We start from the raw sequence: 14,339 nt of genomic DNA, 5'->3' as shown, positions 1-14,339 counted from the left end.
ATTTAACTCTTTTTTATCAAAATTTTTGAAGCCTGATTATCCCTCAGTGCAATGCTGGTTCCTTTAATTAGAAAAGCTTTGGGTTCTCCCAGAGGATTTGGTAAATCAATTTTCACATCGGCCCCTTTGACAAAACCCAGGTCGAGCAATCTGCGTCTGCTTTCGCCCCTCATTTCACGGGAAATTCCGATAATTTCTGCAGTCTCGTTCTCCTGAAGCATGCTCAGGCGGGCAATATTTTCTTCAAACAGGACATCTTTTTTCAAAACAGAAACCGTGATATTAGCGGCCACAATAGGAGCCAGGACAAAAGCCTCGCCCTCAGCATGAAATACAATTCGCTCCGGCGATTTTTCCACCACTCTGATATGCGAACCGATGTGAATATTTTCGGCCACGATCTGCTTATAGACGATATCCGGTTTGTCTTTGATATGAATGATGCGAGCGATGGTGTCTGTTTCCAATTCAGATAAAAGGACACCATTAATGGGAGCCACTTTTCCTGTATTTGTGGGAATAGGGTCACCATGCGGGTCAAATTGCGGGTTCCCCAGTTTAGCTGCCAACTGTTCAGTCTCGGCTGCCGACAGTTCGTGTTCTTTTTTCTCCGCAATATGGTGCCAGTCGGCCTCGTCATATCCGGTCTTTTCCGCCAGAAATCGCTCCCAAAGGCGGTGAGCTCTTACCATTCTCAAGGCATAGTCGCTACCGGCCTTGGTTAACTTTACATGATTACCGGAGAGACTTATGAGGTCTACCTCAGCCATTTCACTGAGCGATTCTAACACCTCTTTTTCATCATCATTGAGTATTCGGGCTATATCATTGACATTGACCGGCTTATCCTCGTTTTCACTATGATAAAGCAGTTTGAGAATATCTTCAATCAGCTCTTTTTTATCTTTTTTAGCTCCCTTGTTGATGACCCAAAACCATCCTTTTGAAGGCCTGAAAAGAAAGAAACCAAGTACGGCAACGGCCAGAAAAATAGTTAAAGCCCAAAACGGATTATAGTTGTACATGATCAGAATACTTCTTTACAATCTTACAACATCAAAGATAAGGACTAAGTTTAGGTTAGTCTAAAAATATTATTAAATATATAGTGATATATTGTAAATATTTGAAATACAGTTGTTAAACGGTCTATTTTAGAACCGAATTTAAACTAATAATTTACTTTTTACCCATTTTACTTCCGAAAAAATCGCCGAGATTCCAGGACGGTTTTGAGCTGTCATTAACCACTTGCTTTCCTATTAAATAATTGACTTTGACGTGCATTGCGGCAGCAGAAAAATCAAAGAGCTGATTCATATCATCCTGAGGGGTGTGGTAATGGGTTCTTCGCCATTCCACATCTTTTTTACTGCGGTCTATGGTATCTGATGGTACCGTTTTAAAACCACTTTTGATAAACAAGGCCGGAATCCCCTTTTTAATAAAGCTGTAATGATCACTCCTGATAAAGATAACCTGCTCAGGGAAAGGGTCGTCGCTTATACCAAGTCCAAGGTACTCCGTTGCTTTTTTAGTGTTTTCTCCAAGACTGGAATGAGCGGCTCCGTAGGGGACAATGTCCAGAATAGGATGAAAGAAAAATGGCATATCCATGGCGATATTGGCGACCATTTGCTCTTTACCCTTCGATGGAAAATGAGCCAGATAGTCTGAACCTAGCAAACCGGACTCTTCGGCAGTAACGATGGCAAAAAGAACAGATCTTTTTGGAGCAGGATTCAGAGATTTAAAAGTGCGGGCAATTTCGAGCAAGATAGCCACCCCTGAGGCGTTGTCATGTGCACCGTTATAGATAGAGTCGCCATTGACTGCCCGTCCGATACCCAGATGGTCAAGATGAGCGGCATAGACCAGATATTCGTCTTTCAGATCGGGGTCAGATCCTTCAATTTCGGCAAGTAAATTACTACTCATGACGTTTTCATGTTGCGTTTCAATATGAAGTTCAGCGGTTTTATTCATTTCAAAAGACGCTGGTTTTGAGCTGCTTAATTCATCCAGGCTATATTTGAAACTCGGGTACTGATCTCCGAACAGGCTTTCAAGTTTGTCGCTATTGAATGTGGCTACAGCTTTTAGGTCAGGGTGAGAAGCGGGGTTATTTCCTGAGGGATCAGTCCATAAGAAACGGCCGTTTTTGGCTCTGGAAACCGTTCCTTCCCAAGGTCTTCTGTTATTCTCGGGGTGCATAAAAGAAATTACGCCTATGGCTCCGTTTTTCAGGGCGGTCTCATATTTTACAGTTCCAGTGGTATAATAGGTCTTCTCATTGGATGGAAATGAAGCTGGGGCATCATTGATATAAACCACAATTTTGCCTTTGACATCCACTCCTTTATAGTCATCATAATCAAACTCAGGGGCAGTAACACCAAAACCAACAAAGACCAACGGAGCGTTTATCTCGGTAACTTTTGCTTCAAAATAGGGGCTGAGAATGTACTCATCACCCCAGCTAAGCTTTTCTTGATCAATGCTGAGGTAACTTTTCTCGGGTAAAACAGTTGCCCTTTTCAAAGGCACGGGTTGAATGAAAGTGCCATCATCTGCCGCGGGCTGAAGTCCGATGGAAATAAGCTGAGACTGCACGTAAGCCGATGCGATTTCAAAACCTTCAGAACCCACAGCCCGACCTTTCAGCAGGTCATCGGCCAAAAAACGCATATGACCTTCTATTTTATGCGGGTCAATATTTTCAAGTTCAGGATGCTGAGCAATTGATAAAAAGCCGGTCAGGATCAGGCCGCAGAGGAGGAGTATTGATTTCATATTTTAGGGTTTAACTGATTGAATAAAAGCACGAAAGCCCCAAAAAACAAACACCCCTCTTCGGATTATTGGAATAATTCAAAGAGGGGTGGGAATCGGTCAAAAAGTGAAGTGATCTTTACTTCTGATGAAACGTATCACTCACAAACTCCAGCACATTGGGTAGCTCGGTTCTCCAGTAGGTCCAGTTATGGGCTCCGTCCTGAATTCTGAATTCGTGGGCGATCTCTTTTTGACGGAAGGCAATATGAACTAAGCTGTTGCCTTCGTAGAGAAAATCATCATCGCCGCAGCTGAAATACCATTTGACTTTTTTAATTGCATCCAGATCAGCGTTTTCGAGCATTCGTAAAGAACTTTGTTTTTCCAGATAGGTATTCAGCTGAGCTTCCGTGTAAGTGGTATTGGTTCGGTCAAGCCAGCTTTTGAGTGTTTCTTTATCGTAATTTCTCACCGACGCACTTAATGGACAGGCAGAAGAGAACAGCTCAGGGTGACGCATGGCATAAAAGTAAGAGCCGCCCCCACCCATAGAAAGGCCTGCCACAGCACGATAACGCTTTTCAGATTTAATTCTGTACTTGTTTTCTACGTAAGGCACCAGTTCTTCAAAGAAGAAATCTTCATAACGCCAGGTATTGTCGGGCGTGTTGAAATAACCTCTTTTTCCGGTGTCAGCATCCGGCATGATAATGATCATCTCCGTAGCAATCATATCATCAAAAGCCTTGTCAGCAATGCGTTGGACTTCGCCAAACTGCACCCAGCCTGTTTGGTCGTCACCACCACCATGCAGTAGATATAGCACCGGGTAGGAGCGGGCCGAGGTCTCGTAACTTGGTGGCAGATACACGGCATACTTTCTGTCCATGTTCAGGATTTCACTATGCACGGTTTCAGCATCAAAAACCTGACTCGTCTGAGCATAGGAATTCAGTGAAATCAGAATCAGTGTAAAAATGAGTAGTCTTTTCATAGGTATTTCAATCGTTAATGGATGTTTTATTAAACATTAAGGCATTAAGGGACATTAAGTTTTATTGTGCTTAATTCACTTAACTCCTTAATTTCTTAATGTTCGAAAGTAGTTTAAGTTTAAACATTAAGGCATTAAGGGTCATTAAGTTTTATCGCTTAATACTCTTAACTCCTTCATTTCTTAATGTTAGAAAATAGTTTATGGTTAAACATTAAGGCACATTAAGTTTTATCCCTTAATCTTCTTAACTCCTTAATCTCTTAATGCTAAAAGTTATTTCGCACTGTAAACAGCCTCCCAGGTTTTGGCAGCCAGTTCTTTGGTTTTCAGGATTCCTTCTCGGGAGGGCAGGTCGTTTCCTTCATATTCTACGCCGAGGTATCCATCATATCCACCATCCTTCATGATTTTGAAGAACTTCGGGAAATTAAGGTTGGGCTCATTGCCGGTTGAATCAAAATGCATGGCCTTTACACTTACACCATTTGCCGAAGGTATCAACTCGGCAAAACCTTTGTAATAGTCGTATTCGTTTCGACACTCACCCCAGAGTCCTCCATCCACGGTTTCGTAACACCAGTTATGAAAATCAGCTAGCGAACCCACTTCTTTGTCGGACAGACTACCCACCAAATCGGCCAGCCAGTCACCGCGACTGGAAACGCCACCATGATTTTCAATCAACACCTGAACGCCCTGCGTATTGGCGTATTCTGCTAGTTTGCCGATGCCATCCATGCATTGGGTTTTCATTTCCTCAGCAGAGCCATCACCATGAGCATTCACTCTTACTGCAGGTGCATTAAGATATTTTGCAGCATCTACCCATTTCATGGCTGTTTCCACCGCTTTATTTCGCTCAGCTTCATCTGAGGCACAAAGGTTACCTGTACGATCCAGCTGAATCATCAGGTTTTTAACACCAGCTTCTTCGGCGGCTGCATTAAGTGAGTCCAGAAATTCAAAATCTTCAGCTTTATCAATGAAAAACTGATTGACATATTCAACCCCATCAAAACCCATTTCGCCGGCAGCATAAACAAAGTCGATGGTGCTCATATCTCCGGCAAAAAGATCACGGTTAAATGACCATTGAGCCAGCGAATATTTTGCCTCAGGGATTTCTGTTGTTTCGGTAGATGATTGTTCTGCGGACGTATTACAACCGATAAAAAGGCCGATTCCGATCGCAAGGGAGAGTAGTTTTAACTTTTGCATTGTCTTATAATTCAGCGATTCTTATGTTTTTATAATCTACAGCCATGATATTGCCTGGGTGTAGTTGCAAACCTATCGGGCCGCTTTCAGGGATGTCTGGCGAAGTATAGGTCATCACTTCGGAGCCATTCAACCAAACGGTGTAGGTATCACCCACTACTTTGACTTTGATATGATTCCAATCGTTTTCTTTCAGAATGCCGTCGATGGTTGAGAAAACCGGGTATCCTTTACCCGGAATATAAGGCGAACCTGTCACATCTTTTTTCAAAGAGCCGGAGATGCCAATTTGGATCTGGTCAGTTTCGGAGCGAAGGAAAATGCCGGTATCTACAATGCCCGAGACATTCTTGTATTCTGCTTCAATAATGAAGTCGGTGTATTCTTTCTCAGTCCACAGGATTTTTCCTTTGCGATCTTCTGAGCTTTTGACATGCAAAATCCCATTTTCGATGGTCCAGTTGTCATTATTGGGTTGAGGTACTACCCAGCCTTTGAAGTTTTTGCCGTTAAAGGCTTTTTTGGTTTTCTGAGCTGCTAAGGGCAACGCACAGAATAAGGCGAAAGCAATCGCCAGCGTCATTTTGGTTGAATTCATTAGGGTTTTTCTTGTTTGGACGGAAGTTAGACAAAATCAAAGATTTGACTGTCATTCTTAGGGTAGAGTTTCTGCAAAAGGGGGATTTTGGGAGGTGAAAGAGGTTATACCCAGGCCTTCATTGAACTTCTCATAGGTGAAGCAAAACTGTCATTATGAAATTTTATAAAATATCACTTGACTCTGACCTTAGGTCAATCTTTATGTTTGCAAAAGAATTTATAGAAACCATGAAGTATTCAATCAAGCAGATAACGGATTTGGCAGGAGTAAGTGCAAGAACCTTACGTCTTTATGATCAGACTGGTCTATTGAAACCAGCCTCACGTTCAGAGAGTCGATATCGTTATTACGGCGAAAGAGAACTGTTACGTTTACAACAAATACTGTTCTTCCGTGAACTTGATTTCTCGCTAAAGGAAATAAAAGGACTCTTAGATGACCCAAATTTTGATCACATAGAGGCACTTTCAGAACAAAAAAAAGCATTGCAGACACGTCAGAAGAGACTAAAAGTGTTGGTGAAAACCATTGATAGAACGATTAAAAATTTAAACGAAAAAATACCAATGAAACCAGAAGAACTTTACGAAGGGTTACCAAAAGAATATCGGGAGCAGGCCATTGAAAATTGGGGAAAAACAGAAATTGAACGGTCAGAAAAAGCCCTAATGGAACTCGGGAAAAGAGATTTTGAGGCTTTGAAAGAAAGACAAAAAGCGAATGCTGCGGAGTTATTTGAACTCAGAAACGAAGCTGTTTCTTCTCACAAAGTACAGGATTTAGTGGCAATGCACTATGCTATCATTCGTGCATTTTGGGGTACCTCCGGATCTGCGGATAAGCAGCAGGCCTACAAAGGTTTGGGAGAGATGTACGTCTCAGATGAGAGATACACTACCATCGATGGCAGTAATCAACCGTTCTTTGCAGAATTTTTAAGAGATGCAATGATCTTTTTTGCTGATCAAAACTTGCAGGAAAAATAGCTTTGAGGATAATATTTGTCCGGAGTCTTGAGTAACCTATTTGATAAGTTTTGTGTCAGCCTTTCTTTTTGAATAGTCAAAAATCTGGATCAAGAGGTCATCTAAACAGGCTCTTGAGAGGTAGACAAATTTGATATCAATATCTAAGCTCAGTGTATGATTAACTTGAGTGCTCTGCAAATTGACCTCCATTGTTTACAAATCATGAAAAACCTTCTCTCTTTCCTTGCTATTTTTGCGGGCATTATTGCCTGTACATCAAAAACTAAATAAATGCCCTATACCTGGCCTGAGGCCCTGTCGCCTGTTGCAGAGAAAAAAAACCACATCAGAACCATCCATGGAGAGTCTGTCAATGATCCGTATTACTGGATGTACGACTACTTTGGAAAAGGGCCTGATAGTCAACAGGTCATCTCATACCTCAATGCGGAGAATGATTACCTGAAAACCATGATGGCTGGAACGGAAAAGCTTCAGGGAGAGCTTTTTGAGGAAATGAAAGGGCGTATCAAGCAAAAAGATGAGACGGTTCCTTACCTGAAAAATGGCTACTATTATTACGTTAGAACAGAGGAGGGCGAGCAATACTATAAATATTGTCGTAAAAAGGGGAGTTTAGAGGCTGAGGAAGAGGTGATCCTTGATGTAGACGCCATGGCTGAAGGGAAGCCGTACTATTCGGTGTCGGGTCTTGCCATCAGTCCTGATAATCAGATGCTTGCCTTTGGTGTGGATGAGGTTTCCCGCAGGCAATACACCATCCAGTTTAAAAACCTGAGTACGGGTGAAATTCTGAAGGACAAAATTGAAAATACCGAAGGTGACCCTGTTTGGGCGGCCGATAATCAAACCATTTACTATACCGCCAAGAATCCCGTGACTTTGCTTTCGGAGCGAATTTACCGTCATGAATTAGGTATAGATTCCGCCAAAGATGTGCTGGTTTACCGTGAAGAAGACCCGACCAATTATATCGGTGTTGGCAAAAGTAAGAATGGCAAGTGGATATGGATTTATTCGCAAGGGACGCTTTCCTCTGAGTTAAGATATCTGGATGCGGCTACCCCACAGAATGATTTTAAGGCATTTCAACCCCGCATTAAAGATACTTTATATGAAGTGGTGGCCCTTGATGACCGATTCATCATCAGAACCAATGCCGACGGATCCGAGAATTTCAAATTGATGGAGTGTCCGCTTGACAAAACGGGAGTAGAGAACTGGAAGGAATTTAAATCCCACCAGCCGGATGTTTTGATTGAGAGTGTAAATGCTTTCAAAAACTTTTTGGTAACCGAACAGAGAAAAAATGGCTTGAATCAGCTTTCTGTGTTGAATTTAAGCTCCGGTGATGAGCATAGCATTGCTTTTGAAGAGGCCACTTATGATGTTTCTGTTGGTCAAAACGCTGATTACGAAACTGTGGAGTTGAGGTATAACTACACCTCCATGATCACACCACCATCGGTTTACGATTATGATATGAAAAGCCGGGAGAAAACATTGAAGAAACAGCAGGAAGTGCTGGGTGGTTATGACAAAAGCAACTACGTGACAGAGAGGCTGATGGCTCCTGCGAGAGATGGGGTCATGATTCCCATCTCTATTGTTTATAAAAAAGGATTCAAAAAAGACGGTAAATCTCCCCTGCTTGAATATGCCTATGGTTCTTATGGATACAGCATTGACGCTACTTTTAGCAGCAGTCGATTGAGTTTGCTTGATAGAGGTTATGCATTTGCTATTGCCCATATCAGAGGTGGGCAGGAGATGGGTCGCCAGTGGTATCTGGATGGCAAGCTGATGAAGAAAATGAACACCTTCACTGATTTTGTGGATTGTGGCAAATTTCTGATTGACCAGGGTTATACAAGTGCAGCACATTTATACGCTCAGGGTGGCTCTGCCGGCGGACTTTTGATGGGTGTGGTAGCCAATATTGCTCCTGAGCAATACAAGGGAATTATCGCAGACGTACCATTTGTGGATGTCGTCAATACGATGCTGGATGAAAATATTCCTTTAACCACAAACGAGTACGATGAGTGGGGCAATCCGAACGAAAAGGAGGCGTATTTCTACATGAAATCGTACTCACCTTACGAGAATATTGATGCGAAGGCCTATCCGAATATGCTGGTGACTACCGGTTTGCATGATAGTCAGGTGCAGTATTTTGAACCAGCCAAATGGGTAGCCAAACTGCGGGACATGAAAACTGACAATAACGTATTGCTTTTACACACCAATATGGATTTTGGCCATGGTGGTGCAAGTGGCCGTTTTGACTATCTAAAAGACGTGGCTTTGAGATATGCTTTTCTGGAAGCTTTAGAGGGCAATATTCAATAAGTTAAGAGCCTATTGAAACACCCTGACATAATCCACGATCATGTATTGAGGTAAAATGGTACTGCCGTCAGGGTCGCCCGGCCAGTTTCCGCCTACTGCAATGTTAAAGATGAAAAAGAAATTTTCCTGAAACTCAGCTAGCCCGGAAGGAGTGGTGTCTATCACGTGAAATTGTTGGTCGTCCACATACCATATAATTTCATTTTCATTCCACTCAATAGAGAACACATGAAACTCTCCGTTAAATCGACCCGAGTTTTTTGTGAAACTGCCTCCATAATTGGCGTAGCTCCCAAAGTTGTCCCAGTGAACAGTGCCGTGCACAGTATTATCGCGGCCGTCTCCGCTTCCGCCGATGAGTTCCATTATGTCAATTTCGCCACACATAGGCCAGCCTACTTGTTTAAAGTTGGCACCTAGCATCCAGAGTGCAGGCCAAACTCCCTGACTTCTCGGTAAAGCTGCTCTGATATCCACTCTTCCATATTTGAAATCAAACTTGCCTTCTGTAGTAAGGCGGGAGGAGGTGTAAGAGCCATTTTCCCTTTTTGCGGTAATGATTAAATAGCCATCTTTGACTTCAGTGTTTCCTCTTTGATAGTTTTGAAGCTCATTATTTCCCCAGCCTCCGTTATTACCGAGTTCGTAGTTCCAAAATGTTTCATCCAATTGGTCTCCGCTAAATTCGTCTGACCATATCAATGTACGATTGTCATAGCTTTCAGGGGTAGAATACCCATTCTCAGGAATAATCGATTGATTCCCTTTATCATCATCGTCGTCTGAGTTTTCAACATACCCTGTCGGGGCACTACAACCTTGATAGGTATTATTTGGATCTCCAAGTCCATCACCGTCCATATCTGCGTACCAGGTTTTTTCCTGACAAGGCACCTCCTTCTCAGTACAGGCAATGAAACTGAAAACCAGAGCTGACGTTAATAGGATCGCTTTTTTCATTAATTCCGGATTTTCTTTTATAAACCGAAATTAAAAGAAAATCATCCCAAAGTGCCAATTGAAAATTTTCAAATTTACTGCCTGGCAAAATTCATCCCCCGAATAATTTGTGCCAGTTCAGGAGAGGCATCTACTCCATAAGCATCAATTAAGGTTCCTTTAATTCCGCTATTGGTTTCAATCACATAGAGTACGGACTCGTCGGCCACATTTGTCATTCCATCAAAACGGTGGTGTTCCACAATTTCAAATTCATTACTTTCCAATTCGCGGAAAGCCTTTGTGGAATGACTTTTCTGATAGAGATTAAAATCGGTAGTATAACCTCGCTTATAAAGATCATCCAGTGCAATCGATAGGGTAGGGTATGCTTCTTTGATATTTGTCATGATACTTTTTTTATTCTCATGCCGGAAAACATCATTCCTTTAGTCTGATCGACGGAAATGATGCATTTTTACCACAAAATTCAACAGTAAAATTCATGTTTATAGAAATAGCAGTCGGAAGTCATCAAATTCTACATGGCTTTGATGAAGAGAATAAAGAGGTTATTGAAGATGTAAAGGTCAGCTCTTTCTCTACCAAATTGATCGAGGTCGGTCGCATCAAATCAATCAGCGAAAAGTATATTCTCACTGATTACGGCTATGGCCGATGGATTTATTGGGAATATGAAGGCTCTATGGCAGAGCTCAAGGCAAGATTGCAAATGAATAATCTTGTCCTTTGATAGCATAGGTAAAATTACGCTGGAATGATTCGTGAATTACTGCAATGCGTACAGTAAACTACTCCATTCACACAATTTCACTTGAAAAGGCCGGAGTTTGATATCATTTTCGGGAAGAAATAGCCATAAAAATGATGTTTGAAAACTTTTTTACTTTCCGAACTCAACGACACAGAGTCAGTTTTGAAATCATTCGTAAACGCGATTTTCCTCAATTAGACCGACAGGCTCACACCTATCTTGACTACACGGGTGGTGGTCTTTATGCCATTCCGCAAATTGAGAAGCATCAAAAGTTATTACGTGAGAGCGTTTTCGGGAATCCTCATAGTATAAACCCTACTTCTTCTTTGTCTACAGCTTTGGTTGAAGAAACCCGTGAGAAGGTTTTGTCTTTTTTCAATGCGACTGACGAGTACGACTGCATTTTTACAGCCAATGCCAGCGGTGCCCTCAAAATTGTAGGAGAGTGTTTTCCGTTTGATGAAAAAAGTGCTTTTGTGCTCAGCAAAGACAATCATAACTCGGTTTTGGGTATCAAAGAAAAGGCTCAAAAGAAGGGGGCAAAGGTCAATTTTCTGGAGCTGACACCAGACCTGCAAATAGATAAAAGTGATTTTTTAAAGGCTCTGGAGGAGGTTGATCATTATGACACCAAGCTTTTAGCTTATCCGGCTCAAAGTAATTATTCAGGTGTAAAGCATTCACTTCAAATGGTGAGAGAAGCCAAAGAAAAAGGATTTTATGTTTTGCTGGATGCAGCTGCTTTTACCCCATCAAATCTTTTAGACCTCAAAGATGTTCCAGCTGATTTTGTATGCATTAGCTTCTACAAAATGTTTGGTTATCCTACCGGAATTGGCTGCTTGCTGGTCAGAAAAGAAACCTGCTGTAAACTGCAAAAAGATTATTTCGCCGGAGGTACAGTCAAAGTTGCTTCTACCTATGATCAGACCTATGCTTTGCATCAAAACCATGAGAAATTTGAAGACGGTACGATCAATTATAATCAGATTCCCGCTTTGAAGATCGGTTTAGAATACCTTGAATCTATCGGAATGCCCCGAATTCAGCTTCAAATTCAGAAAAACAGCAGGCAGTTTACAGGGGCTTTGAGTGACATAAGACATCAAAATGGAAGTCCGTTAATTAAAATCATTGGACCCTCAGATATGGAGGTTCGTGGCAATACGATCGCTTTTCATATTTTGGATTCTTTAGGACAAAGAATTGATCTTGAACAAATTGAACAAGATGCTTTAAGGTTCAATATTTCTCTGAGAACCGGGTGTTTTTGTAATCCCGGTGCTGACGAATGTTATCATCAGTTGAAAAGGCCTGAAGTCAAAGAATTGCTTGATGCTATAGAAATCAATAATGTGACCAAAATACAGCAGCTAAAAAGAAAGAGAGGGGCAGTGAGGATATCCGTTGGGATGATCACCAACGAGAAAGATTTGATGACACTCCTGAATTTTCTCAATAATTATCTACTTGCTGATGCTCGAAATGCCGCCTGATAACGGTTTTTTAATTATCGCAATTTTCTATTTCCGCTTTGAAAACTGAACCAGCTTCTGAGTAAAAGGTGGGTTCAAGAAGAATAGAGTTTTCAGCCTTTAGACTAAGTGAGGAGTTTTGTTCAATCTCCTGTAAAGACTGAATATTTACCGCCTGATATTGATCGTTTGCACTTTCCGTTACTTTATCCTGAAGTGTTAAATTTTCAAGACAAAGAGCTTCAAAAAACAAGGTAAATCCCCCATAAGGCAGAATATCAACAGTTAGATTGTCTCCAGTAGTAAAGATCTGATTTTCAGTTACTATCAATCCTTTTGATGATCCATCTTTAATTGTTCTTAAACGGTATTGGCCCTGGGGTAAAAAGCTGAGGTCTATGCTTTCAGTTTTGCCGAAATTTTCGCCATTTATGCCTGATATAAACCAATTGTGCTTGTATTTACGTGCCAGCACTACTTCCTCATCTGGATATCCCGAGAGAAGTTTTGTATCATCCCATGCACCGGGAGTTTGACGAATGATTTCCTTCGCCGTTTCAGGCAAATTTTCAAACCTGGAGTAATGATCCGCAAAATGACTCATTCCTGATTCAAATAAGGTAAGTAGAGCCAGTTGATGTGAAATAGTGGAATTATGGTCAATATTATCTCCATTATTATGATAAGTATGACCCAGTACAGCCGGTGTGTAATCCATTGACCCAAGTACGTTTCGGGTGAACGCGAGTGTCACATTATGACTGGCCAACCGTTGTCTGAAATTGGTGTTGAATAAGATACCCTCAGCTCCAGCCACAGCTTCCACGGTCATAAGGTTCGGATAGGTTCTTTGCCAGCCTCTTGGAGCTGTGGCACCATGAAAGTTTACCATCAGATCCAACTCTGCGGCATCTTTTAATATGTCTAAATAGTACTGTATCATTCCCTGTTTATCGCTCATCATAAAGTCCACCTTTATTCCGGCTATACCCATATTTTTGATCCATTGAAGATGGTCACGACGGGTTTGGGCAATATGCATACTGTCTCGTGGAGTGATATTATTCGCATAACTACTGGCATTATGCGGCCCTCCCATATTATACCAGGTCCATAACTTCACACCTTTTGACGTAGCATAATCCACAAACAGCGGAAGTTCACTTTCAAGATTACTGATCTTATCCCAATCAGCATCTATTGTGAAAAAGGGGCAATTGAGGTCTGCAGCCAGATCTACATAATGCCTCATCGAATCGATATAACTTGAACTCGTAAAAGAGGACCACCAACTAAAGGTGGCAATTCCAGTCTCAATATAACTTTGATCAGAAATGAGCGACGGTTGAGCCAGATCAGTGGTGAGATTACTTTCTACAATCTCATTTAGCTCGTTCCCAATCGTAACTACCCGCCAGGGTGTTTTCATAGGAGTTTTAAAATGAGCAAACTGATCAAACTGAGAAACACCATCAAAAGGGTAGGGACCGCTTAATTTATAGGAGCCACCAGTCGGATGTTGAGACAAATGAGAAGCGTAGAAATTACTATCCAGATCAGTTTCGGTTAAAAGAAGCCAATGATCATTAATTGAAATGAGGGCCGGGAAAACAAATCCGGATGCTTGTGAGGAAGAAGAACCCGGATAAACCTCATTGAAAAAACCTTCGTAAACAGGATAGCTATTGCTGTTTTCCTGCATCCAGACCGTTCCATTCGTGTTAGCCAATCCAAATTCTGAATATTCGCTTCCAATCTGATATTCAGTTTCTGATGAATCAGGGAAATGGTATCTGAAAGCTACACCGTTATTAAGTATTTTGAAAATGACCCAAAAGTTGACCCCACATTTAGTGGTTTGAATGGTCATGGTTTTTGAATCAAAGGATAGCTCCTTCTTCTTTCCGCTTTGCAAAGAGTAGCTCTCACTTTCAAGCGTAGAATCAACACTGATCACATTTAATCCACCATAAAAATCACAATCATTTCTGGTGATACCCAGCTTTGATTTTTTAAGAAGCTGAAGCTCTGTGCCTGTCTTTGAGGAATGTACTTCATACGTGAGACTTCCGTCAGATTCATAATGAACTGTTAGCTTCAAATTGCCGTCCGGCGAGTGGATCTGGTACTGTGCCTTGGCGTATTGACATGCAAAAAGATATAAGAAAGCGATGAGGTAGCTGAGTTTCATAGATGGCGGTTATGCAGCGGTGAA

Annotated in this window: 12 protein-coding genes; 4 read left to right on the top strand and 8 right to left on the bottom strand. The window is 41.6% G+C overall.

Annotation, left to right across the window (positions count from 1 at the left end; translation table 11 throughout):
• Positions 1 to 2: 2 nt before the first annotated feature.
• The 5 genes from AFM12_RS03775 to AFM12_RS03755 all read right to left on the bottom strand — a co-directional run bounded on the left by AFM12_RS03775 (position 3) and on the right by AFM12_RS03755 (position 5,588).
• Positions 3 to 1,025, bottom strand: a complete 1,023-nt coding sequence (locus AFM12_RS03775; protein WP_055144047.1) for a metal-dependent transcriptional regulator — start codon at positions 1,023 to 1,025, stop codon at positions 3 to 5.
• A 154-nt stretch (positions 1,026 to 1,179) separates the two neighbouring features.
• Positions 1,180 to 2,793, bottom strand: coding sequence for a M28 family metallopeptidase (locus AFM12_RS03770; protein ID WP_082391183.1), 1,614 nt, complete (start codon positions 2,791 to 2,793; stop codon positions 1,180 to 1,182).
• Positions 2,794 to 2,911: 118 nt separating this feature from the next.
• The gene (locus AFM12_RS03765; protein WP_055144045.1) at positions 2,912 to 3,769 is read right to left on the bottom strand and encodes an alpha/beta hydrolase; all 858 of its coding nucleotides are present in this window, start codon (positions 3,767 to 3,769) and stop codon (positions 2,912 to 2,914) included.
• Positions 3,770 to 4,045: 276 nt separating this feature from the next.
• Positions 4,046 to 4,990: a sugar phosphate isomerase/epimerase family protein gene (locus AFM12_RS03760; RefSeq protein WP_082391182.1), complete on the bottom strand. Its 945-nt coding sequence runs from the start codon at positions 4,988 to 4,990 to the stop codon at positions 4,046 to 4,048.
• A 4-nt stretch (positions 4,991 to 4,994) separates the two neighbouring features.
• Positions 4,995 to 5,588: a 3-keto-disaccharide hydrolase gene (locus tag AFM12_RS03755; protein WP_082391181.1), complete on the bottom strand. Its 594-nt coding sequence runs from the start codon at positions 5,586 to 5,588 to the stop codon at positions 4,995 to 4,997.
• A gap of 155 nt (positions 5,589 to 5,743) precedes the next feature.
• On the opposite strand from AFM12_RS03755, the gene AFM12_RS03750 reads away from it, so the two are divergent.
• Both AFM12_RS03750 and AFM12_RS03745 read left to right on the top strand, forming a co-directional pair.
• Positions 5,744 to 6,577 carry a MerR family transcriptional regulator gene (locus AFM12_RS03750; protein ID WP_229308452.1) on the top strand — a complete coding sequence of 278 codons (834 nt, stop codon included), beginning with the start codon at positions 5,744 to 5,746 and terminating at the stop codon, positions 6,575 to 6,577.
• A gap of 273 nt (positions 6,578 to 6,850) precedes the next feature.
• Positions 6,851 to 8,932 carry a S9 family peptidase gene (locus AFM12_RS03745; RefSeq protein ID WP_055144043.1) on the top strand — a complete coding sequence of 694 codons (2,082 nt, stop codon included), beginning with the start codon at positions 6,851 to 6,853 and terminating at the stop codon, positions 8,930 to 8,932.
• A gap of 9 nt (positions 8,933 to 8,941) precedes the next feature.
• Here the strand turns inward: AFM12_RS03745 and AFM12_RS03740 are convergent, their stop codons facing one another.
• Together AFM12_RS03740 and AFM12_RS03735 are read right to left on the bottom strand one after the other, a co-directional pair.
• Positions 8,942 to 9,892 (bottom strand): glycoside hydrolase family 16 protein, encoded by a 951-nt coding sequence (locus AFM12_RS03740; RefSeq protein WP_055144041.1) that lies wholly within the window; start codon positions 9,890 to 9,892, stop codon positions 8,942 to 8,944.
• A gap of 74 nt (positions 9,893 to 9,966) precedes the next feature.
• Positions 9,967 to 10,281 (bottom strand): hypothetical protein, encoded by a 315-nt coding sequence (locus AFM12_RS03735; protein ID WP_055144039.1) that lies wholly within the window; start codon positions 10,279 to 10,281, stop codon positions 9,967 to 9,969.
• Positions 10,282 to 10,376: 95 nt separating this feature from the next.
• On the opposite strand from AFM12_RS03735, the gene AFM12_RS03730 reads away from it, so the two are divergent.
• The gene (locus AFM12_RS03730; protein WP_055144037.1) at positions 10,377 to 10,625 is read left to right on the top strand and encodes a hypothetical protein; all 249 of its coding nucleotides are present in this window, start codon (positions 10,377 to 10,379) and stop codon (positions 10,623 to 10,625) included.
• 131 nt (positions 10,626 to 10,756) lie between these two features.
• Positions 10,757 to 12,145, top strand: coding sequence for an aminotransferase class V-fold PLP-dependent enzyme (locus AFM12_RS03725; RefSeq protein ID WP_082391180.1), 1,389 nt, complete (start codon positions 10,757 to 10,759; stop codon positions 12,143 to 12,145).
• Positions 12,146 to 12,155: 10 nt separating this feature from the next.
• On the opposite strand, the gene AFM12_RS03720 is transcribed toward AFM12_RS03725, so the two are convergent.
• Positions 12,156 to 14,315, bottom strand: coding sequence for a glycoside hydrolase family 97 protein (locus tag AFM12_RS03720; RefSeq protein WP_055144034.1), 2,160 nt, complete (start codon positions 14,313 to 14,315; stop codon positions 12,156 to 12,158).
• Positions 14,316 to 14,339: the final 24 nt, after the last annotated feature.

Source organism: Jiulongibacter sediminis (genome assembly GCF_001306455.1).
Classification (GTDB): domain Bacteria; phylum Bacteroidota; class Bacteroidia; order Cytophagales; family Spirosomataceae; genus Jiulongibacter; species Jiulongibacter sediminis.
The sequence above is the reverse complement of the archived record's forward strand: the minus strand, read 5'-3'. Positions and strand labels throughout refer to the sequence as shown.

Bases quoted from the DNA above. Each gene is read 5' to 3' on its own strand.
- AFM12_RS03775 (WP_055144047.1), bottom strand. From the start codon at position 1,025: ATGTACAACTATAATCCGTTTTGGGCTTTAACTATTTTTCTGGCCGTT.
- AFM12_RS03770 (WP_082391183.1), bottom strand. From the start codon at position 2,793: ATGAAATCAATACTCCTCCTCTGCGGCCTGATCCTGACCGGCTTTTTA.
- AFM12_RS03765 (WP_055144045.1), bottom strand. From the start codon at position 3,769: ATGAAAAGACTACTCATTTTTACACTGATTCTGATTTCACTGAATTCC.
- AFM12_RS03760 (WP_082391182.1), bottom strand. From the start codon at position 4,990: ATGCAAAAGTTAAAACTACTCTCCCTTGCGATCGGAATCGGCCTTTTT.
- AFM12_RS03755 (WP_082391181.1), bottom strand. From the start codon at position 5,588: ATGAATTCAACCAAAATGACGCTGGCGATTGCTTTCGCCTTATTCTGT.
- AFM12_RS03750 (WP_229308452.1), top strand. From the start codon at position 5,744: ATGAAATTTTATAAAATATCACTTGACTCTGACCTTAGGTCAATCTTT.
- AFM12_RS03745 (WP_055144043.1), top strand. From the start codon at position 6,851: ATGCCCTATACCTGGCCTGAGGCCCTGTCGCCTGTTGCAGAGAAAAAA.
- AFM12_RS03740 (WP_055144041.1), bottom strand. From the start codon at position 9,892: ATGAAAAAAGCGATCCTATTAACGTCAGCTCTGGTTTTCAGTTTCATT.
- AFM12_RS03735 (WP_055144039.1), bottom strand. From the start codon at position 10,281: ATGACAAATATCAAAGAAGCATACCCTACCCTATCGATTGCACTGGAT.
- AFM12_RS03730 (WP_055144037.1), top strand. From the start codon at position 10,377: ATGTTTATAGAAATAGCAGTCGGAAGTCATCAAATTCTACATGGCTTT.
- AFM12_RS03725 (WP_082391180.1), top strand. From the start codon at position 10,757: ATGATGTTTGAAAACTTTTTTACTTTCCGAACTCAACGACACAGAGTC.
- AFM12_RS03720 (WP_055144034.1), bottom strand. From the start codon at position 14,315: ATGAAACTCAGCTACCTCATCGCTTTCTTATATCTTTTTGCATGTCAA.